The following is a 21,489-nucleotide window of genomic DNA, read 5'->3' on the forward strand; positions in this document are numbered from 1 at the left end:
TCGGTTTGATCAGGTGTGTTATTTGACGGAGATTTTTTCGGGTTTGGCAAGCCATTCACGGCCTTTCAGCATCCCCTTCCAATAGATCGGCGGTAGCATCTTTTCTTTCAGGAACCACGCGGCGCGCGTGGCTTTGGTGCCGTCTACAAGGAATTTCGGAAAGCTGGGTAGCAGGGTGCCGCCATAGCCAAATTCGGCCAAAACGATTTTGCCCCGCTCAACGGTCAACGGGCAAGACCCATAGCCATTGTATTGCGCGACAGGTGCGCCGCCGCGCATATCCGCGACCATATTGTCGGCTACCACGGGGGCCTGCATCCGCGCGGCGGCGGCGGTTTTTGCATTGGGCGCGTTCATCACATCCCCAAGCGACCAGATGTTGTCATAGGTTTTGTGACGCAGCGAATATTGATCTACGTCGACCCAGCCAGCCGCGTCCGCAAGCGGCGAGACGCGGATAAAATCCGGCGCCGTTTGCGGTGGGCAGACATGCATCATGTCAAAGTCTATCGCAATCCGCTCAACGGGCGTGTCCGGTTTGGCCACATCGAACCAAGCCTTCTTGGCAGGGCCGTCAACCGCGACAAGGTTGTGAAAGAAGTTCAGGTTAGCATCGTATTTTTTGACATACTCCATCAGCGCGGGCACATAGTCTTTGACGCCAAACAGCACGCCGCCTGCATTGTTGAACTGAATGTCGATGTCTTTCAGAACGCCGCGCCGGAACCACGCATCGCCGGACAGGTACATCGCCTTTTGCGGCGCACCGGCGCATTTGATCGGCATCGGTGGTTGCGTAAATATCGCGCGACCGGATGCCATGCTGGACACGAGATCCCATGTATAAGGCGCCAGATCATAGCGGTAGTTCGAGGTGACACCGTTCTGGCCCAATGTTTCGACAAGCCCGTCGATCTTGTTCCAATCGAGCTTTATCCCAGGAGTCACAACCAAACGGTCGTATTTCACCACGCGGCACCCATCCAGAATGACGGCGTTATTGTCAGGTTCAAACGCGGCAACTGCGGCCTTGATCCAATGCACGCCGCGCGGGATCAGCGACCCCATGGTGCGGGCGGTGGTTTGGGCGTCAAAAATCCCGCCGCCAACCATTGTCCAGCCGGGCTGGTAATAATGCACATCAGCGGGGTCGATGATAGCGATGTCCAGATCAGGCTTGCGTGCTTTCAGGCTGGCGGCAACTGCGATACCGCCTGCGCCCGCACCAACGATCACAACCGCATAGCTGGCATCGCCTGTGTCGGTGGGTGTTTTGCCGCCATTGGCAATGCGGCGCACAACGCCGCCCATATCGTAGCCCGCGTTTTTGGTCGCGGCGAGAATATCAGCGACACTCAGGTTCCCCGCTTGTGACAGCGACCACAATGTCGCCGACCGCGTGCCTGTCCGGCAATAGGCAAGCACAGGGCCGGGGAGGTCTTGCAATGATGCGCCAAAGGCAGTGGCATCCGCGTCACTGACTTTGCCCGCGACAATGGGTTGATAGACAGCTTCGATCCCCAATTTTTTCGCGGCTTTGGCGACTTCCTGAAACGTGGGTTGATCGCCGCCTTCGCCGTCGGGTCTGTTGCAGATGATCGCCCGAAACCCTGCGTCTTTGATCGCTTGCAGGTCATCAGGCATAACTTGGGGGCTGGCCGAAAGGCCAGCAGTAAGCGTGTTCAATTCCATTGTCGTTTTCCTAGATCAAAGCGTGTTGACAGGCACTTTCAGCATCGGATTGCCGTCTTTATCCTTTGGGACATCGCCTGCGCGCATATTGACCTGCAAAGACGGGATGATCAGCTTGGGCATGTCCAGCGTTGCATCACGCTCGGTGCGGAATTTGATAAAATCCTCGCGGGTTTTATCGCCGCCGACGTGAATGTTATGCGTCTTTTCATCGCCAACGGTGGTTTCCCATGCAATTTCGCGTCCGTTCGGGCCATAGTCGTGGCACATGAACAGCCGCATGTCGTCGGGCAAGGACAGCACCTTTTGGATGCTGTCATAAAGCGTACCAGCGTCCCCACCAGGGAAATCAGCACGGGCCGACCCGCCATCGGGCATGAACAGCGTGTCACCGACAAAGGCCGCGTTGCCTGCCACATGCACCATGCACGCTGGCGTGTGCCCGGGGGTATAGATCGCCACGACCTGCATATTGCCGATCATATAGGTGTCACCATCCGTAAACAGCGCATCAAATTGCGATCCGTCGCGCTGGAATTCGGTGCCTTCGTTAAAGACCTTGCCGAATGTTTCCTGCACGACCAGAATCTTGTCGCCAACGCCGATTTTCCCGCCCAGCTTTTGCTGGATATAAGGTGCGGCGGACAGGTGGTCGGCGTGGACGTGGGTTTCGATGATCCAGTCGAGCATCAGCCCGCGATCCTGAACTTCCTTGATCAGCGCGTCAGCGTGGTCATAGGTGATCCGTCCGGCGGCGTAATCAATATCCATCACGCTATCAATGATCGCGCAGTGACTGCTGGTCGGGTCTTTTACGATATAACTGATTGTATTTGTCGCCGCATCGAAATGGGCGGACACGTCGGGGGTGATGTTCATATCAATGGGATAGGTCATAAGTTTTCTCCAGCTAGGTCCGGCAGGTGCGCAGGCCGAAAATGCGGTAGATCGGACAGAACCGCAGCGCGGCTGTGCCGATCATGATGATACCGGCGATCACACTGATCACTGTCGCGGCAATGCTATCAAAGATTGCAAATTCGCTGATCACGGGCAACGCAATCAGTATAACACCAAGTACGATGCGAAATAGGCGGTCGATTGTTCCAACGTTTGCGGTCATTTTTCCGGCTCCATGTTATGTTGAGACCAACCATAGGCCACGCGCGCAGAAGATTCGGTGACATTGTCACCAAACGATGAAATTGTGCCTAATGCTGTTGTCCCGCCAATCCGGCAAGAGCAGTCCTATTGATCAGATTGACGCAGCCCCGCCCCTGTTCGATCCAGCCCCGACGTTGGAATTCTTGCAACTGGCGTGAAATCACCTCGCGGGCGGTGCCCAATTCAACAGACAATTTCTGGTGCGTCGTGGCGATGCTGTCTTGACCGCCTGACAGGGCGATCAGCTTGTCGGCCAGCCGCACGTCCATTTTTTGAAATGCCACTTCGTCGATCATCAAGAACAGATCGGTGATCCGCTTGGAAAAGGCGGCAAAGACAAAATCGCGGAATTCTTTGGACTGCGCGACCAGTTCGTCAAAAACAGCGCGCGGGATGGCGGCGGCTTGGATATCGGTTTCGCAAATGCCTTCGGCGGAATAGTCCTCGTAGGCCAATAGACAGGCGGTGGTCAGCACGCAGCTTTGGCCCGCATGTATCCGGTAAAGAACAATTTCATGCCCCGTTTCCGAGGTTTGCTGCACCCGAACGCTGCCATCAAGCAAGAAAAGCATGTTTTCGGGCGAATTACCGGGACCAAAGATTGTCGTTCCCGCAGGTACGTCGATGACGGCGCTTTTCTCTAGCAATATCTGCTGGGTTTGCGGTGCCAGCCGCGCGAGCCCTGCAAAACGCGCCGTCCACTGTTGACCTGTCATTTCTTCTTCTCCCGCCGCATTCATTCCATATTGGGAATGTGTATAGGGTGAATACCACACAAGCCAAGACATTCGCGCAGGTGCACGCTATGCTCCGCACCAAAGAACGACCACCAGCCACGGGAGGGGGGAATGGTCATTTCGGAAAAGAAGCTGCATATCGACCGGATATTGGGGGCCGTGCATTCGGGCTCGGCGGCGGCGCGGTCGTCATTGGCGGCATCATGGCGGCGGTCGGTTGAACGCCACGGGCTTGACCCTGCCGCAGACATCAGCGTGAGCCGCATTGATCCGGCAGAGCTGCATGGCAGGCGCGAAAAACACGACCGTTTTATGATGGTCGCCGCCCCAAAACTAGATCACCTTTACCGGCTTGTCGGCAATTCCGGTTGCGGGGTTTTGCTAACCGACGACGCGGGAATCGTTTTGGATCAACGCTGTACCGATGCCGATAGCGACACATTTGCCGATTGGGGGCTTTGTGTCGGCGCCGATTGGAGCGAGGCCGCCGAAGGCACCAACGGTATCGGCACCTGCCTGACCGAACAGCGGCAGGTTACCATTCACCGCAACGAACATTTCTTTGCGCGCAACATCGGGATGAGCTGCATGGATGCCCCGATTTTTGGCACTGACGGGCGGTTGCTGGCCGCGCTGGATGTATCGTCCGCGCGCGCGGATCAAACGGAAAGCTATAACCAGTTGATCGGCGCGATGGTGGGGCAAACCGCTAAATCCATCGAATCCGACTATTTCCGCGCCTCGTTCCCCAAGGCGCGAATCATTGTGGCCGACAGCGGTGATGCGGATATCGCAACGCTGCTGGCCGTCGATTCCGACGATATCATTGTGGGTGCCACCCGTAACGCGCGCAAAGTATTCGGGCTGGAACCCACCGGCGCGCTGCGCCCGCGCCCTGCGTCTGACATCTTTGGCCGCGACGATGGGCCGACAGGGTTTGAAAAGGCCGAACGGGCCGCGGTGGTGCGTGCGCTTGCGCGCGCGGATGGCAATGTTTCACAAGCCGCACGGGCGCTGGGCGTCGGGCGCGCCACGCTTTACCGGCGGATGAAACGGCTGGGGTTGGGGGAATAGCATTTCCCGCCGCGCCAAGTGTCCCAGTTCTGAGACAGATCACCCCGCCCTTCGCCTAGCGGGAGATTTACGCGCAGTTCAGCACAAAGTTAGCCTCTTGCAACCCGGGTGGAGGACCTAGGGTATGGAGGAGAATATTATGAATGAGATGACACAGACAGAGCAGCAGTTCCGCTCTCCGTTTAAGAACCGCTATGACAACTATATCGGCGGGCAATTTGTGCCACCTGTTGGCGGGCGCTATTTTGAAAACATCACCCCGATCACAGGTGCCGTGGTTTGCGAAATTGCACGATCCGACGCGGCAGATGTTGAACTGGCGCTTGATGCGGCACATGCAGCCAAGGGCGCGTGGGGCAAAACATCAGCGACCGAACGCTCCAACATCCTATTGAAAATCGCGGATGTGATCGAGGCAAATCTTGAACTTATCGCAACTGCCGAAACATGGGATAACGGCAAGCCGATCCGCGAAACAATGGCGGCTGATATTCCGCTTTCTGCTGACCATTTCCGCTATTTTGCGGGCGTGCTGCGGGGCCAAGAAGGGTCAATGTCGGAAATCGACAATGACACGATTGCCTATCACTACCACGAACCGCTAGGCGTTGTTGGGCAGATTATTCCCTGGAACTTCTCGGTTCTGATGGCCGCTTGGAAATTGGCGCCAGCATTGGCTGCGGGTAACTGCGTTGTGCTCAAACCCGCTGAACAGACCCCCGCCGCGATTATGGTGTTCGCAGAGCTGATTTCCGATCTGCTGCCGGATGGCGTGTTGAACATCGTCAACGGCTATGGTGGCGAAGTGGGTGCCGCATTGGCCACATCGTCACGCATCGCCAAAATTGCGTTCACCGGATCCACCGCCACCGGTCGCAAGATCATGCAGGCCGCGACTGAAAACCTGATCCCTGTCACGTTGGAACTGGGCGGCAAATCACCAAACATCTTCTTTTCCGATGTGATGGCCAAGGATGATGCGTTTCTTGACAAGGCGATCGAAGGCTTTGTGCTGTTTGCCTTTAACCAAGGCGAGGTCTGCACCTGCCCAAGCCGCGCGCTGATCCAAGAAGACATCTATGAAGAATTCATCGCGCGCGCCATTGCGCGGGTGAAGGCGATCAAACAGGGTGATCCACGTCTGCCTGACACGATGGTCGGCGCGCAGGCCAGCCGCGAGCAGCAAGACAAGATCCTGTCCTATCTGCAAATCGGTGTCGAAGAAGGCGCGCAAGTTCTTGCAGGCGGGGCCGAGGCCAAGATGGACGGCGATATAGCAAACGGGTTCTACATCCAGCCAACAATCCTGAAAGGCCACAATAAAATGCGGGTCTTCCAAGAGGAAATCTTTGGCCCCGTTGTATCGGTCACGACCTTTAAGGACGAAGCCGAAGCAATGGAAATCGCCAATGACACGATGTACGGGCTTGGCGCCGGTGTCTGGTCACGCGATATGAACACCTGCTACCGCTTTGGCCGCGGGATCGAAGCCGGTCGTGTTTGGGTCAACAACTATCACGCCTATCCGGCGCATGCGGCATTCGGCGGATACAAGCAATCCGGCGTTGGACGTGAAAACCACAAGATGATGCTGGACCACTACCAGCAGACCAAAAACATGCTGGTCAGCTATAACCCCAACAAATTGGGCTTCTTCTAGAGGCGCTTGCAGGCAGCGGCGGACAATCTGTCGCTGCCTGTATTTGCATCGTATGCAGCGGTATACTGTGGACGATTGCGGCAACATCCGTTATGGACCTAGGCAACTTATCTCAAGAGGTTTCCTATGTCAGATATCATCTACACCAAAGTCGACGAAGCACCTGAATTGGCGTCTGCGTCGTTCTTGCCCATCATCCAAAAATTCGCGGCCGCCGCTGGCGTATCTGTCGGCACCAAGGATATCAGCCTTGCGGGCCGTATTCTGGCGACCTTCCCTGATTATCTGGCCGCAGATCAGCGCCAGTCCGACGATCTGGCCGAATTGGGCGAGCTGGTGAAAACACCAGACGCCAATGTGATCAAACTACCAAACATTTCGGCCTCTGTGCCGCAACTGGTTGCTGCGGTGAAAGAATTGCAAGCGCAGGGCTACGCATTGCCGAATTATCCCGAAACCCCCGAAACCGATGAAGAAAAAGCCGTGCGCGCGAAATATGACGGGCTTAAAGGTTCTGCTGTGAACCCTGTGCTGCGCGAAGGCAACTCTGACCGCCGTGCGGCGAAAGCTGTCAAAAGCTTTGCGCAGAATAACCCGCACCGGATGGGTGAATGGGTGGCTGACAGCAAAACACGTGTGGCGTCCATGTCTGGCGATGATTTCTTTTCCAACGAAGTGTCCGCAACGCTGGCCAATGCGGCCACTGCCAAAATCGTTCTGGAAACCGCAGAAGGCGAAACCGTTCTGAAAGACGGGATCAGCTATCCTGCGGGCACCGTGGTTGACGCGACATTCATGAGCGCTGCTGCGCTTGATGCGTTTTTGGCGGATGAAATTGCCAAGACCAAAGAAGAAGGCACGCTGTTTTCGTTGCACATGAAAGCGACGATGATGAAAGTGTCCGACCCGATCATCTTTGGTCATGCGGTCAAGGCGTGGCTTGCGCCGGTGTTCGACAAATTCGGCGATAAGCTGGCCGCGCTGGGCGTGAACCCGAACCAAGGTCTGGGTGCACTTTTGGCAGCCGTCAAAGACGAGGCCGATATTATGGCCGCTATAGAAGACGTCACCGCCGCACGTCCGCCAATGTATATGGTCGACAGCGACAAGGGCATCACCAACCTGCACGTGCCGTCCGATGTGATTATTGACGCGTCTATGCCCGCGCTGATCCGCGCAGGCGGCAAAGGCTGGGGTCCGGATGGCAAGGAATCCGACACCAACTGCGTGATCCCTGACAATTCCTATGCGCCGGTTTATGACGAGACCGTCAAATTCTTCAAAGAAAACGGCAAGCTGAACCCAGCAACTGCCGGCACGGTGCAAAACATCGGCCTGATGGCGCAAAAAGCCGAAGAATACGGATCACACCCGACCACGTTCGAAATCGCGGCGGCTGGCACGGTCAAGATGATCCTTGACGATGGCAGCGTATTGCACAGCCACGCGGTTCAGGCCGGTGATATCTGGCGGTCCGCATCCGCGCGCAAGGCGCCGATTGAGGATTGGGTGAACCTTGCGATTGCGCGCCAAAAGGCAGAAGGTACGCGTGCGATTTTCTGGCTGGACGCAAACCGCGCCCATGACGCCGAACTGATCGCCTATGTGAAACCAATCCTCGAGGCCCAAGGTGTGGCTGACAAGTTTGAAATCATGGCCCCGCGCGAAGCGACACGCGCGTCGCTTGAGACCATCACCAAAGGCGAAAACACCATCGCGATCACAGGTAACGTGCTGCGCGACTATCTGACCGATCTGTTCCCGATCCTTGAACTGGCGACATCTGCAAAGATGCTGTCGATTGTGAAATTGATGAACGGTGGCGGCTTGTTTGAAACCGGTGCCGGTGGCTCTGCGCCGAAACACGTGCAGCAATTGCAGTCTGAAAACCACCTGCGTTGGGACAGTCTTGGCGAATTCTGCGCGCTGGGCGAAAGCCTGACATTCCTTGCGGATGCCAAAGGCAACGAAAAAGCCCGCGTATTGGGTGAAGCCGTGGACGCCGCGACCCAAGGGATTTTGGACAATGGCCATTCGCCATCACGCAAAGTCGGCGAGCCTGACAACCGCGACAGCCACTATTGGTTCGCACGCTACTGGGCCGAAGCCTTGGCCGCGCAAACCAAAGATGCCGATCTTGCCGCGCAATTTGCACCGATTGCAGAAGCACTGGTCGCAGGCGAAGCGGCGATCATTGCAGAACTGGCAGCGGCACAAGGTGTTGCGGCTGATCTGGGCGGCTATTACCACGGTGACGCTGCCAAGACCGCAGCGGTCATGCGCCCCTCTGCCACGCTGAACGCGATCATCGGGTAATACCCTTTGGCTGGAAAATTCGGGGCCGCGCTGTCAATCGGATAGCGCGGCCTTTTTTTTGTGGGCAGACAAAAAAAGAGCGACTGCAAGCAGCCGCTCTTTCCTTTCCGTTCCGGGAGAAGAGCTTAGAACGGTGAGTCGGGGAAGTAGAAGGATGCGGCGTTTTCTTGTGTGATCAATGTCGCGCCAAGAATATAGCGACCCGCAACCGGACCGTTAGATTTAAACGCAGCCACGGTCACATCCATCGCCGTTGCGATCATCGCTGGCGGATAAAGCACGTCAACGGGGACCAGCTCATTGCCGTCCATGATGCCACGGATGGTTTCTTTCATGCCTGCACCGCCCACAACGAACATGCCGTCGCCTGTACGGCCAGCCTGTTCAAGAGCGGCAACAACACCGATTGCGATGTCATCATCTTGGGCCCAAACGGCATCGATATCGGGAAAGCGGCTCAGGAAATCCTGCATCACGTCAAAACCGTCGTCGCGGTTCCAGTTTGCGTGCTTGTGATCCAGAACGTTGATCCCTGATCCTTCGATTTCGGCCATGAACGCATCAAAACGCTCATTGTCGATGGTTGTCGGGATGCCGCGCAGGATGACGATGTTATCGCCAGATTCCAGACGGCTCATCATATATTCTGCGGATTTACGCCCCAGTTCGGGGTTGTTACCTGCAACATAGATATCCTCGATGCCTGGCTGGCTCAGGCCGCGGTCAACAACGGTGATCAGCGCGCCGCTGTTTTTGACGTTTAGAACCGGATCGGTCAGCGGCTCTGATTCAAATGGCAGCACAACAAGCGCGTCGATGCCGTGGATCGATACCAGATCTTCCAGCGCGCTGGCTTGCGATGCCGGATCAGGCGAGTTGATGAGGATCAGATCAACATCAGGGTAAAGCGCCTCGAGACGTGCTTCGGCCTGTTCTGCGTGCCAGTTCATGCCGGCCGCCCACGCATGTGTTGGCGTCGGGTATGATACCCCGATCTTGATTGTGTCCTGCGCCGCAGCGGCGCCTGCAAATGCCATCGCGCCAATCAGGCCCGCAGCGATTGTTTTTCCGAATTGCATTTTATCCCTCCCATAGGATTTGCTAGTGAATGCCCCTTTGTTAGGGGCGATTTTTTGCGCGCGCTGCCTCCTCCGCAGCGCGTGCGGTCGTTGGTTAATCTTTTGGCTTGCCCCAATCAGCGCGTTGCAGCCAAACAGCGATGATGATGATCAGACCCTGCATGGTCCCGTTCAGGTAGTTGGAAACAACATCAGTGAAATTCAGGATATTGCCGATTGTGGTCAGGATCAGCGCGCCAAAGATCGTGCCGCCGATCCGGCCATAGCCGCCCTTGAGCACCGTGCCGCCGATGATCACGGCTGCGATCGCCTCGAGTTCCCACAATACGCCGGTTGATGACGATGCCGACCCCAGACGCGGCACATAGATGACCGTGGCCAATGCAACGCATAGCCCTTGGATCACATAGGTCCATGTCTTGATCTTGTTGACGTTGATCGCGGAATATTGGGCGACATGTTCGTTCGATCCGATCGCGGTGCAATAGCGGCCGAATGTCGTGCGGTTCATCAAAAGCCAGCCCGCAACCGCGACAACCGCAAAAACCCAGACCGGATAGGGCACGCCCAGCAGGCTGTCATAATAGACGGGGCGATAGGTGCCGCGGATATCGAAATTCAGCGAAAGCGTGCCGCCGTCAGCGAAATAGGTGACCAGCGACCGGAAAATCCCCATCGTGCCAAGCGTGACGATAAAGGCCTCAATCTTGCCTTTGGTGGTCAGCAGCCCGTTGGCCAGACCCGCAAGCGCGCCCAACAATACCGCGCAGCCCGCACCAACGACCACGGTTAACACGCCCGTGCCCAGAATATCGACTAGCGCATTCATCAAAATAATCATGATACCCGCAATCGCGGCGGCCATGGACCCGACCGACAGGTCGATCCCGCCGGATGTGATGACAAATGTCGCGCCAACAGCGATGATCCCGATAAAGGCGGAGCGGGTTAGAAGGTTGGTGATGTTGCCTTCGCTCAGAAAGGCGGAATTCAGCGAAAACCCGATTATGCATAAGATCACCAGCGCAATTGCGGGGCCATACATTTTCAAGTCAAGTTTCGGTTTGCGGGCGGTGGTTTCCGTCTGGGCCAATTCAGGCATGGGTCTTCTCCTCGTTCAGCCCTGCGGCATAGCGTACAATTTGGGTTTCATTGATGTCGCGGCCCGAAACGGTGCCTGCGATCCGGCCTTCGCGCATGATGATCACGCGGTGACTGATGCCGATGACTTCGGGCATTTCGGATGAAATCACGACGATCGACACGCCTTCGGCTGCGAGGGCCGCAATGAAATGGTAGATTTGTTGTTTTGTGCCAACGTCGATGCCGCGTGTGGGTTCATCAATGATGACGATCTTTGGATTGGCTTCCATGACCTTGGCCAGTAGCAATTTCTGCTGGTTGCCGCCTGACATATCCTTGGCCAGCACATTGGGATCGCGGGCGCGGATGTCAAACCTGCGGATCGCGCGGGTCAGTGCGGCTTCTTCCTTTTTGCGGTCCAATATCAGGTGGCGTGCAAATTGGGGCAGGGCCAGAAGCGTCAGATTGGTCTGCATCCCTTCTTCAAGCAGCAGCCCCTTACCTTTGCGGTCCTTTGTCAGATAGACGATGCCCGCGTCGCGTGCCTGTGCCACAGAATTGAATCGCGCCTCATTGCCGAAGGTGGTGATCGACCCGGCATGCATCGGGACCAAACCGCAAATGGCTTCGAACACTTCGGTGCGGCCCGAACCAACCAGCCCCGAGAACCCCAAAATTTCGCCTTTGCGCAGATCGAACGACAGGTTGCGCAGGTTCTTTGTTTGCAGCCCCGTGACGCTTAGCGCGATTTGCGCATCGACATCGGGTTCGTTCACAGGCGGATAAAGGTCGGATAATTCGCGGCCCACCATCATGCGCGCCATGTCATCAAGGTCCAGATCCGCCGTGGGGCTGGTGCCGATCCACTGGCCGTCTCGTAACACGGTGACGCGGTCGGAAATCTCTTTGACCTCGTGCAGCTTGTGGCTGACGAACATGATCGCAACACCTTGATCGCGCAGGCGGTTCACCTGTTTGAAAAGGATGCGGGTTTCGGCCTCGGTCAGAACGGCGGTGGGTTCGTCCATGATCAGCACACGGGCGTTGCGGCTCATGGCTTTGGCGATTTCGACCATCTGTTTTTGCGCGATGGACAGTTCGGAAATCCGCGTGTCTGGTGAAATATCAAGCCCGACATCTGCCAGCATCCGCACCACGCGGCTGTTCATTTCCTGCCGGTCAAGGATGCCGCGTTTTGAAATTTCGCGCCCGAGAAAGATATTCTCAGCCACGGTCATCTGTTCGGCGAGGTTCAGTTCTTGGTGGATCAACACAATGCCAAGCGCCTCTGCGCCGCCGTTCGGGGGCAGGGTGACGGATTCGCCGTCATAGATAATGCGGCCGGATGTGGGGCTGTGGAAACCCGACATGATTTTCATCAAGGTCGATTTGCCCGCACCGTTTTCGCCGATCAGCGCGTGCACTTCTCCGGCCTTTAGCGAAAAGCTGACGCTGAATAAGACCGGAACGGTTCCAAAGGATTTGCTGAGCGAGTCTGCGCAAAGCAACCCGTCCGATGCCATCGGATTCTTGACCACCATAGACCCTCCCCGGTCAGTTGTTGCCTCCCGCAACGAATCCTATGTAAACCTTTACACTATTTTATGTAAAGGTTTTCATTGCTGTAAATGTTCGCTAGTCTTCTTGCACTTTCGGATAAAACAGGCCCTAGGTAGATTGCAGCGCAGGCCAAAGAGCAAAGAAACCAATTGCAGAATTCCCCAAAGAAACCAGCAACAATCGAAGATGTCGCGCGGCTTGCCGGAGTGTCGATTGCTACCGTTTCGCGGGCAATTTCAAAGCCTGAAAAAGTTGCTGACAGCACCCGAAAGAAAGTGAACGCAGCCATTGCGCGCACCGGATATACGGCAAATGCAATGGCCCAAAACCTGCGTCGGCAGCGGTCGCATATGGTGTTGGTGCTGGCTGAATCCATCTCGGACCCGAATTTTCCGGGGGTTCTGACGGGGTTGGAAAAGGTGGCCAACGCGCGCGGCTATGGCGTGTTGATCGGCAATACCGAAGGCGATGTGGCCGTCGAAGAAAAATACTTGCGCTTTTTGTCAACGGGCATGGCGGATGGTTTGATTTTGCTGACAGGGCATTTGCCCGTGGCCGGATGGCCCGATAATTCGAAATCGCTGATCCCGCCGACTGTGGCCGCAGCCACCCCGATTGAACACGCCAATATCAGCTATGTTTGCACCGATGATCAGTCGGCGGCGCGCGTTGCAACGGAATATCTGATGTCGCTGGGGCATCGGCGGATTGTCTATGTTGCGGGACCAAAAGGCAGCATCCTGTCAGAGCGGCGGCTCAAGGGGTATTGCGACGCGCTTGCCCAAGCATCAGAGCCCATTTCGATCTGGAAGGTGGATGGTGATGGCACCAGCCTTGGCGGTCGCGCGGCAGTCGAGCGGCTTTTTATTCGCGACACGCTGCCAACCGCGTTTTTTTGTTTTAACGACAACACGGCGATCGGCGTGATCGGCGCATTGCAAGATCGCGGTATTGATGTGCCGCGCGATATGTCGGTTCTTGGTTTTGATGACATTCCGTTTGCCAATAATATCACGCCTTCGCTGACCACCATTCGCCAGCCGCGCAGCCAGATTGGCGAATATGCGATGACAGCACTTTTGGACCGGTTGGCGCAGCCCGCGACGCCCGTGCAAACAAGCGAGCTGCACGGCGATCTGATCGTGCGCAATTCATGTGCGGGCGTTAAAACTTAAGCGCCGCCAAGTTGTTGATGCCCGTCGCGTTTTCTGGGCATAGTCCGCGGCGAAAGCATCAGTAATCCGGACGGGCCAAATCATGACAAAAGTTGCAATTATCACGGGCGGCCTGTCGGGCATGGGGCTTGCGGTTGCAAAGCGGCTGCATAGCGCAGGCACGGTCGTTTGCATTGGCGCGCGCCGTGGCGACGACGCGGACGCGATCGCAAAATTGCACGCCGCAATTGGCGCGCCGATTATGGTTGGTGCCTTGGACGTGCGCGATAGCCAAAGCGTTGCAGCGTTTGTCGACCGCGTGATCGCCGCGCACGGGCGGGTTGATATTTTGGTGAACACGGCGGGCGTCTACGAAGAATCCGCTGTGATCGAACACCCTGACGCCATGTGGGACGCCACGATTGATACCAATCTGACCGGCAGCTTTAAGATGATCCGCGCTGTGATGGCGGGCATGGTGGCGCAAAAATGGGGGCGGATCGTGAACCTTGCCTCTGTTGCGGCGCATCAGGGCATGCCCAATAACGCCGCCTATTGCGCGTCAAAGGCAGGGCTTTTGGGCTTGGGCCGCTGTGTATCTCTTGAAGGGGCGGCGCATGGCGTGACCTGCACCAGCATTAGCCCGACATGGGTTGAAACCGAGATGCTCAAGCAGTTCGTCGATCAGGAAATCGCGGAAACCGGCGCGCCGCGCGCGCAGGTGCGGGCCAAGTACGAGGCGTCAAACCCGCAGGGCGCATTGGTCCAGCCCGAAGAAATCGCCGATCTTGTTGCGTTTCTGGTCAGCGACGCGGGCCGTGCGATCACGATGGAAGATATTCAGGTTAACGCCGGATCGCTTTGGTAGGGCTATTGGTCCAAGCGGCGTGAAATCAACAAATCAGGCGCGCTGATGCTGGCAAAGGGCGTGTCGGCAATATTTTCCCATGCGGCGCGTGCCTGCCCAAAATCAAACCGCGCATCGGCGTGCAAAACCGTGAGGTCTGATGCAATCAGCGCGCGTTCGGCTTGGGTCACGGGGGCTTGTGCCAGCCACTCTGCCACCGGAACCGTGGGCAGCTGGTTTGGATTGGCCCATAGATCAGGCGCAAGGTTGAAATAGCGCGCCCCGTCACTGGCCGGAATTTCGACCAAGAACCGCGCCGCGCTATGCACATCAATCATCCGGAACATTAGCCCCTCTGGGACGGTGCGCATTTTGGCGCAGGCCGTCACGATGGTTTCATAGATGTCATTGGGGTTTGGCGCGTCCAGATCATAAAGCGAAGGCAGGCGCACGATTGCCGCGCGCACGCTGGATGCTGCAATCATCTGTTCGGCGTCGATCTTGGCCGCGCCATAGCCGCCGCAACTTTCGTAAAGGCTGGTGGCGGTTTCCGGATGCCGCCCGCCAGTATCGGGGAACACGGCGACAGAGGATGAAAACCGCAGATCCGCATCCGCATCGCGGCAGAATTGCAAGATATTCGCGATGCCGGCCTTGGACCAGATTTCCATATTCGCGCGATCGACCGCAAGGTTGACCATCGCCGCGCAATGAATGACCGACTGCGTATTGGCGCAAAGTGCTGCGTAATCCGCGCCGCCCAGCCCAAAACGCGCGTCTTCGATGGCGGCGGGCAGCATGACCAGACGGTTGGGCGCGACCCCGTGCGTGGCGGCGATTTCATGCAGCCGTTCCAGCGCATCGCGGCGTTTGGGGCGCACCAGACAATAGATGACCTGATCTTGGGGCAGGTGCCGCGCGGCGGCGGCCAGAACGCGACTGCCCAAGAACCCCGTCACACCGGTCAGCAAAATGCCCTTGCGGTCAAATCCGCCGCTGGGTTGCGGCGCGGCCACGGCTTGGGTCAGCACATCGTGCAGCCGATCCAACGGGACGTTAAGTGCAAAGTCGAAATCAACCCGGCGGTCATAGGCCTGTTCGAGCGCAAGCACGAGGTTCACCGCCATCAATGAATCGCCCCCGCAGTCATGGAATGACTGGCTTGGGTCAATCTCGGTGACCGCGCAACCCAAGGCTTGGGCGCTAAAGATCACGCTGGGCCGTGTTTCGGTTGTGGCGGTATCTTGCGTGCTGCGCATCTGCACGGGTGGCAGGGCCTTAAAGTCGCATTTGCCGGACACCGGATTAATCGGGATCGCGTCCAGCGCAACTAGATAGCTTGGCACACAATAGGCGGGCAGTTCGGCGCGCAGCGCCTTGGACAGGGCGGCGGGCATCCGGTTTTCGCCAGATTTCAGGCCCCATTTTTCTAGGTTCTGTGCGGCTCCGGTCACATCCGCGCAATAGTAGAACGCCAACGCCTTGCCTTGCACGCCTGCATCAACAATCCACGGCACGCCCTGTAAGAACCCCAGAAAATGCCCAAGCGATTCCGTCAGTTCGCGGGTCTGGATACTATGCCCGCGCAATTTGAGCATATGCGCAATCCGGCCCATCACATGGATCATGCCGTCGGGCGTAACATAGCCTTGGTCGCCGGTATCATACAGCCGCACCGCGCGCCCGTTCAGCACCAATTCACGAAACCGCAACTGCGTTTCTTCGGCCCTGTTCACATAGCCGGGGCCTAGCATCTTTGGCCCTTCGAAATGCAACAGACCGGGTTGGCCGAGCGCGCATTCTTGGTCATGATCGTCCAGAACAACGGCTCGCAAATCGGGCATGGCCACGCCAACAGCACCGGGCACCCGCGCGGTGTCGGTGATCTGGGTCATCGCGATATCATGGGTTTCGCAGATGCTATACAGGTTCCACAGCTGCGCGCGGGGCAGTTTTTGCATCGCAGATGCGACCAGCGCGTCGCTCACGACTTCGCCATTCAAGATGATCCGTTGCAAGGGCACATCCTTGCACATTTCTACGGTCGCGGCTTGCAGGGTCTTTTCCAGCGCCGAAGGCGTGAACAGCATCTCTGTCACATTATAGCGGATCAAAAAGGCGACCAGATCGGCGGGGTTCAATAGTTCCTGAAAACTTGGAAAGCACATGCGCGCGCCATCGCGCAGCGGACGGAACATTTCCCAGATCGCAAAGATATAGATGCCAATGGTCTGGCTTGGATCATAGGGCGTGTATGCATCGCGCCATTCATAAGAAAGATAGGCCGCCTGCTGTGTGACAGGGATACATTTTGGCCGCCCCGTGGTGCCGGATGTCGCGACAATATAAATTGCCGCATCGGCCAAAATCGGCGGCGCGGCGACAGGCAGCAAAGGCACGGTGGGCAGGTCAATGGTAAGCGCGGCCACATCGATATAGCTGTGCGATTGCGGCAATTGTCCTGCCGCCGCAGGCTGGCACATCAGCACGGTGTCAATGCCAAGTTCGGCCAGTATATTGGCCAGAACATCGGTGGGCATCGCCGGATCAAGATGCACAAACGGGCGCCCCGCTACCACGCAAGCGGTCACGGCCGCTGCAAAAATGCTTGAGGGTTTGCCAAATACCGCTACGGCGCCGGTCTTGGGCAATGCGGGTTCAATGCGCGCGATACAGGCCGCAAGCTGCCCATATGTCAGGGTCAGTTCCGTATCGACAAAGGCCGTCCGGTGCTGATGGGTCTGCAACGCCTTTGCGATTTGTGAAGGCACGTTTTGTGGCAGCAATTGCGCTGCGATTTGGGTTTGTGTCATTCCAAAAACGTCTATTCATGCAAGGTTTGCGACATTGCGCCGATGTGGTTCCTTCGCGAATATGCGCGTGAATTGCAACAATAAAGCGCATCGCGATGATTGCAGCCAAGGCTGTGGTGCGCAGACGCCTCGCCAAGGGCCGTAGAACGGAAAATGCACGTATTCCAGTATATTGCGCGTTTCAGAAATGCCGCCACAGGTTGTATTTATCAAATGGTCAAGATTTCGTTTGAAACTGTCGCAAAATTTTCACAAGCTGTTTCTATGGACTTTTTCTGTTCTGCGCGCCGTTCTGGCCGCGGCCACCTGTAAATGAATGGACCTCTGATATGAAACTTGGACTAGCATCAACGACAGTTATGATTGCCGCATTGTCGGCAACCACCCTTTCGGCCGATACGCTGCGGCTGTTGACTTGGGGTGGCTATGCGCCTGAAGACGTGATCGCGATGTTCGAAGCCGAAACCGGCCACACTGTCGAAGTGACAACTTCTAACAACGAAGAAATGATTGCGAAACTGCGCGCAACCAACGGTGGCGGCTTTGATCTTGCCCAGCCAAGCCAGGACCGGATTGCCGGCGCTCAAGAAGAATTCGGCATCTACAAACCGATTGATATGTCGCGCATCGACGCTGCGCAGTTCATTCCTTCCATGCTGGCAGCAACTGCCGCCAACTCGACATACGAAGGCGAAGTTTACGGGCTGCCACATGTCTGGGGCACCAGCGGGTTGGTTGTGAACACAGCCGAAGCGCCCCAAGTCACCGACTATACCGACCTGTGCGACGATTCCGTTGCGGGTTCTGTATCCTACCGTCTCAAGCGTCCGACGCTGATCGGTTTTGGCTATTCCATGGGTCTTGACCCGTTTGCCGCCTATGCTGACATCGACGCATACCAAGCCATTCTGGACGAGGTCGAAGCCGCGCTGATCGCTTGTAAGCCAAATGTGAAAACCTATTGGGATGGCGGCGACGAGATCAAGAATCTGCTGCGGTCCGGCGAAGTTGTCGCCGCGATGGCGTGGGACACTGGCGGCTGGCAGCTGAATGCTGACAATGCCGATATCACATTCGTCGCCCCCGAAGCGGGTGCGCTGGGCTGGATCGACACATTTGTGCTGCCTGCACGTGGCCGTGCGGATGATGCTGCTTATGACTGGATCAACTTTGTGATGCGCCCTGAAATCGCATCCATGATCACAAATGCCGCGGGTAACTTTACCGCCGCCGTGAATGGCGATGTTGACGTTAGCGCAGATCTCAAAGCCCGCTACCAAGCCAGCTTTGATCAGGCAGCAATCGACAACATCAAATGGTACCCACCTGTGCCTGCCGGTCTGGAAGCGCTTGAAGGTGCCGCATTGGACCGCATCAACGCGTCCAACTAAGACCGATCAAACGACCCATGTGAAGGGCGCGGTTGCCGCGCCCTTCACTGCTATTTTAGGACGATACCCCCCGATGACAACGCCAGCCGACCTTGTTTGCAAAGACCTGACCAAAGACTTTGATAAATTTCGCGCCGTTGACCGCGTCAGCTTTGAAGTGCCGCAAGGGTCGTTCTTTTCCATTCTCGGCCCGTCTGGCTGTGGCAAGACCACGCTTTTGCGGATGATTGCGGGGTTCCAGTTTCCGACAAGCGGCGATCTGCTGATCAAGGGTAAGTCGATGATCGACGTCGGCCCCAGCAAGCGGCCGGTGTCGATGGTATTTCAACACCTTGCCCTGTTTCCGATGATGAATATCGGCAAGAACGTCGGTTTCGGCTTGCGCCAGCGCGGCGTGCCTGCGGCGGAAATCAAAACCCGCGTTGGTCGCGTGCTGGAACGTGTCGGCCTGCCGGGAATTGAGGATCGTCAGGTTGACCAGCTTTCGGGCGGACAAAAGCAGCGCGTGGCGATTGCCCGCTGTATGGTGCTTGAGCCTGATGTCTTGCTGCTGGATGAACCGCTTGGCGCGCTTGATCTCAAGCTGCGCGAACATATGAAGATCGAGCTGAAATCGCTGCAAGCCGAATTCAACACCACATTTGTCTATATCACCCACGACCAATCCGAAGCCTTGGTCATGAGCGACAACATCGCCGTGATGAACAAGGGCCGGTTTGATCAGATCGGCACCGCAAAAGAGCTGTACTATGAGCCCGCGAATGCATTCGTGGCGGGTTTTGTGGGGGATGCGAATAAATTCAGCGGCAAGATCACCGCGCGCGACGGGCAAACCGTAAGCCTTGTCACGGATGGCGGCGTGACATTGCACGCGCAGGCCGTGCAGGCCGTTCCAGAAATCGGCGCTCGCGCCCAAATATTTGTCCGCCCCGAGGCAATTGCACTGTCCAAGACGGCCCCCGCCAACAGCCCGAATGCAAGCGCGCGCGTGGTGGATAGCGTGCTTTTCAACGGGGCGAACAGCATGGTTTTGCTGCGTGATCCACAGTCGGGCGAATTGCTGCAAGTCACCCTGCCGCAAACCGGCGCATTCTTGGGGTTAGCCAAAGGCGACACCGTTTATGCCAGCTGGGAACCCGCCCAAGCCCGCTGTTTCGCAGCCGAGGCAGCATAGATGACCGACAAGTCGAAACTGGGGTTTTACCTGTTGCTGATGCCGCTGCTGCTTTGGTTGATTACCCTGATCATATTACCGCACATCGGGCTGTTCATGGTGTCGATCAGCGAAAAGATCGGGGTGCGCCAATATGAAACCGGCCTTGGAAATTATGCCGTTTTCTTTAACGAACCGCTGTATTGGCGTACATTCGCACGCACCGCGTTCATGTCGATTTTTACCACGGTGCTGACATTGGTGCTGGGGTTTCCGGTGGCCTATTACATCGCCAAGCTGACGCGCGGGCGCACAAAAACCACGCTTTTCTTGATGTGCCTGATCCCGTTTTGGGTGTCGGAACTGGTGCGCACATTCGGTTGGATGATCTTGTTGCGTGAAACAGGTGTTTTGTCGAATTTCCTGCAATACACTGGCGTCATCGGCGGACCTGTCGAATTTTTGTATAATGACGGCGCGATCATGGTCGGGCTGGTCTATACTTCGATCCTGTTCATGATTGTGCCGCTTGTCACCACGCTGGATAGCCTTGACGACAGCCTGATTGAAGCGGGTTATGATCTTGGCGGATCGGGCTATTCCATCATGCGCGAAATCGTCATTCCCCACGCCATGCCCGGTATTGTATCGGGCTGTATCGTGGTTTTCATGCTGTCGCTGGGTAACTATCTGACCCCGATCCTGCTGGGCGGCAAGGACAGCCTGTGGTTCACGGGGCTGATCTATACGCAGTTCATTACCCGCTTTAACTGGGAACTTGGATCGGCCTTTGGTTTTCTGCTTCTGGCGCTGTCATCGACAATTGTTTTCCTCGGCCTGAAACTGTCGCGGCAATCGCTTTCTGATACGATGGGGCGCTAGATGATCCCGACAATTCCGCAAACCAAGCTGCTCAAATGGTCTTATCGGGCCTATGTCACGCTGTTCTTCGTCTACCTTGCGTTGCCGCTGACGGTGGTCAGCGTGTTTGCCTTTAACAATAGCGTGTTCCCGTCCCTGCCATGGGAAGGGTTCACAATGGCATGGTTTTTCGGGACTGAAGCGCCGTTCATCGGCGTGTTCAATGAACGATCAATCATGCGCGCGATTGGCACTTCGGCCTTTGTTGCCGTTTGGGTCGCGGGGCTGGCGGTATTCGTGGGGACCTGTAATGCGTTTCTATTCGTGCGCCACGATTTTCGCGGTAAAGGGTTTCTTTATATCCTTATGCTCCTGCCGCTGATTATTCCGGGCGTGATATTGGGGATTTCGATTCTGGTTTTTGCAAGTTCGGTTGCCAATACGCTCGAGGATAATACCGAGATGTGGTTTGACGCGCTGCGCCCCGGTCTGGTCCTTGTGATTTTGGGGCAGTTTTCGTTCATCACCACATTTGCCACGCTGGTTATTTCTGCCCGTTTGCAGAAATTCGACACCAGCCTCGAAGAAGCCGCGCTGAACCTTGGTGCAACCAAATGGGGGGCGGTGCGCCAGATCACGCTGCCGTTCCTGTTGCCTGCGATCATGGGGGCAGGGGTTGTTGCCGTGTTGATGAGCTTTGAAAACTTTAACACCACGCTGATGCTTGTCGGGTCGGATTCGCCGCTGACGATCACGATGTTCGACAAGCTAAAGCACGGGTCGACACCGGTTTTGAACGCGGTGTCATTGTTGCTGATGATTGTGTCAGCAGGCTTGGGGTTGCTTGCGCTTTTGTTCCAACGCGGCAAGGATTGAACGATCGGCCGGACGGCCATCCAACAGCG

Annotated in this window: 17 protein-coding genes; 9 read left to right on the top strand and 8 right to left on the bottom strand. The window is 56.6% G+C overall.

Going from position 1 to position 21,489, the window contains the following annotated elements:
• Positions 1-18: 18 nt before the first annotated feature.
• From BM320_RS00275 to BM320_RS00290, 4 genes are all read right to left on the bottom strand, one after another.
• Positions 19-1,692, bottom strand: a complete 1,674-nt coding sequence (locus tag BM320_RS00275; protein WP_090194921.1) for a bifunctional protein tyrosine phosphatase family protein/NAD(P)/FAD-dependent oxidoreductase — start codon at positions 1,690-1,692, stop codon at positions 19-21.
• A gap of 15 nt (positions 1,693-1,707) precedes the next feature.
• Positions 1,708-2,589: an MBL fold metallo-hydrolase gene (locus BM320_RS00280; RefSeq protein ID WP_090194924.1), complete on the bottom strand. Its 882-nt coding sequence runs from the start codon at positions 2,587-2,589 to the stop codon at positions 1,708-1,710.
• A 13-nt stretch (positions 2,590-2,602) separates the two neighbouring features.
• Positions 2,603-2,815, bottom strand: coding sequence for a YgaP family membrane protein (locus tag BM320_RS00285; RefSeq protein WP_090194927.1), 213 nt, complete (start codon positions 2,813-2,815; stop codon positions 2,603-2,605).
• An 88-nt stretch (positions 2,816-2,903) separates the two neighbouring features.
• Positions 2,904-3,572 carry a Crp/Fnr family transcriptional regulator gene (locus BM320_RS00290; protein WP_090200185.1) on the bottom strand — a complete coding sequence of 223 codons (669 nt, stop codon included), beginning with the start codon at positions 3,570-3,572 and terminating at the stop codon, positions 2,904-2,906.
• Between the two features lie 132 nt (positions 3,573-3,704).
• On the opposite strand from BM320_RS00290, the gene BM320_RS00295 reads away from it, so the two are divergent.
• From BM320_RS00295 to BM320_RS00305, 3 genes are all read left to right on the top strand, one after another.
• The gene (locus BM320_RS00295) at positions 3,705-4,667 is read left to right on the top strand and encodes a helix-turn-helix domain-containing protein (RefSeq protein ID WP_090194929.1); all 963 of its coding nucleotides are present in this window, start codon (positions 3,705-3,707) and stop codon (positions 4,665-4,667) included.
• 139 nt (positions 4,668-4,806) lie between these two features.
• Complete coding sequence (gene adh, locus BM320_RS00300) at positions 4,807-6,327, top strand: aldehyde dehydrogenase (RefSeq protein ID WP_090200187.1); 1,521 nt, start codon at positions 4,807-4,809, stop codon at positions 6,325-6,327.
• Between the two features lie 126 nt (positions 6,328-6,453).
• Positions 6,454-8,643: an NADP-dependent isocitrate dehydrogenase gene (locus BM320_RS00305; protein WP_090194931.1), complete on the top strand. Its 2,190-nt coding sequence runs from the start codon at positions 6,454-6,456 to the stop codon at positions 8,641-8,643.
• A gap of 125 nt (positions 8,644-8,768) precedes the next feature.
• On the opposite strand, the gene BM320_RS00310 is transcribed toward BM320_RS00305, so the two are convergent.
• The 3 genes from BM320_RS00310 to BM320_RS00320 form a co-directional block, all read right to left on the bottom strand.
• The gene (locus BM320_RS00310; protein WP_090194933.1) at positions 8,769-9,722 is read right to left on the bottom strand and encodes a substrate-binding domain-containing protein; all 954 of its coding nucleotides are present in this window, start codon (positions 9,720-9,722) and stop codon (positions 8,769-8,771) included.
• Between the two features lie 94 nt (positions 9,723-9,816).
• The gene (locus BM320_RS00315; RefSeq protein WP_090194938.1) at positions 9,817-10,824 is read right to left on the bottom strand and encodes an ABC transporter permease; all 1,008 of its coding nucleotides are present in this window, start codon (positions 10,822-10,824) and stop codon (positions 9,817-9,819) included.
• Entirely contained in the window at positions 10,817-12,346 is a 1,530-nt protein-coding gene (locus BM320_RS00320; protein ID WP_090194940.1) for a sugar ABC transporter ATP-binding protein, read from the bottom strand. Before BM320_RS00320 ends, BM320_RS00315 begins: the two co-directional genes overlap by 8 nt.
• A gap of 168 nt (positions 12,347-12,514) precedes the next feature.
• On the opposite strand from BM320_RS00320, the gene BM320_RS00325 reads away from it, so the two are divergent.
• Together BM320_RS00325 and BM320_RS00330 are read left to right on the top strand one after the other, a co-directional pair.
• Positions 12,515-13,540: a LacI family DNA-binding transcriptional regulator gene (locus BM320_RS00325; protein ID WP_090194943.1), complete on the top strand. Its 1,026-nt coding sequence runs from the start codon at positions 12,515-12,517 to the stop codon at positions 13,538-13,540.
• A gap of 82 nt (positions 13,541-13,622) precedes the next feature.
• Positions 13,623-14,387, top strand: a complete 765-nt coding sequence (locus BM320_RS00330) for an SDR family NAD(P)-dependent oxidoreductase (protein ID WP_090194945.1) — start codon at positions 13,623-13,625, stop codon at positions 14,385-14,387.
• Between the two features lie 2 nt (positions 14,388-14,389).
• Here BM320_RS00330 and BM320_RS00335 read toward each other — a convergent pair whose 3' ends face one another.
• Complete coding sequence (locus BM320_RS00335) at positions 14,390-17,179, bottom strand: AMP-binding protein (RefSeq protein WP_090194947.1); 2,790 nt, start codon at positions 17,177-17,179, stop codon at positions 14,390-14,392.
• 329 nt (positions 17,180-17,508) lie between these two features.
• Here BM320_RS00335 and BM320_RS00340 point away from each other — a divergent pair, with 329 nt between their 5' ends.
• The 4 genes from BM320_RS00340 (at position 17,509) to BM320_RS00355 (ending at position 21,460) form a co-directional block, all read left to right on the top strand.
• Positions 17,509-18,570: an extracellular solute-binding protein gene (locus BM320_RS00340; protein WP_090194950.1), complete on the top strand. Its 1,062-nt coding sequence runs from the start codon at positions 17,509-17,511 to the stop codon at positions 18,568-18,570.
• Between the two features lie 73 nt (positions 18,571-18,643).
• Positions 18,644-19,744, top strand: coding sequence for an ABC transporter ATP-binding protein (locus tag BM320_RS00345; RefSeq protein WP_090194953.1), 1,101 nt, complete (start codon positions 18,644-18,646; stop codon positions 19,742-19,744).
• Complete coding sequence (locus BM320_RS00350; protein WP_090194956.1) at positions 19,745-20,605, top strand: ABC transporter permease; 861 nt, start codon at positions 19,745-19,747, stop codon at positions 20,603-20,605. It begins immediately after the preceding gene.
• On the top strand, positions 20,606-21,460 hold the full coding sequence (locus BM320_RS00355; protein WP_090194959.1) for an ABC transporter permease: 855 nt from the start codon (positions 20,606-20,608) through the stop codon (positions 21,458-21,460).
• Positions 21,461-21,489: the final 29 nt, after the last annotated feature.

It is taken from the genome of Yoonia tamlensis, from assembly GCF_900115105.1.
Classification (GTDB): Bacteria; Pseudomonadota; Alphaproteobacteria; order Rhodobacterales; family Rhodobacteraceae; genus Yoonia; species Yoonia tamlensis.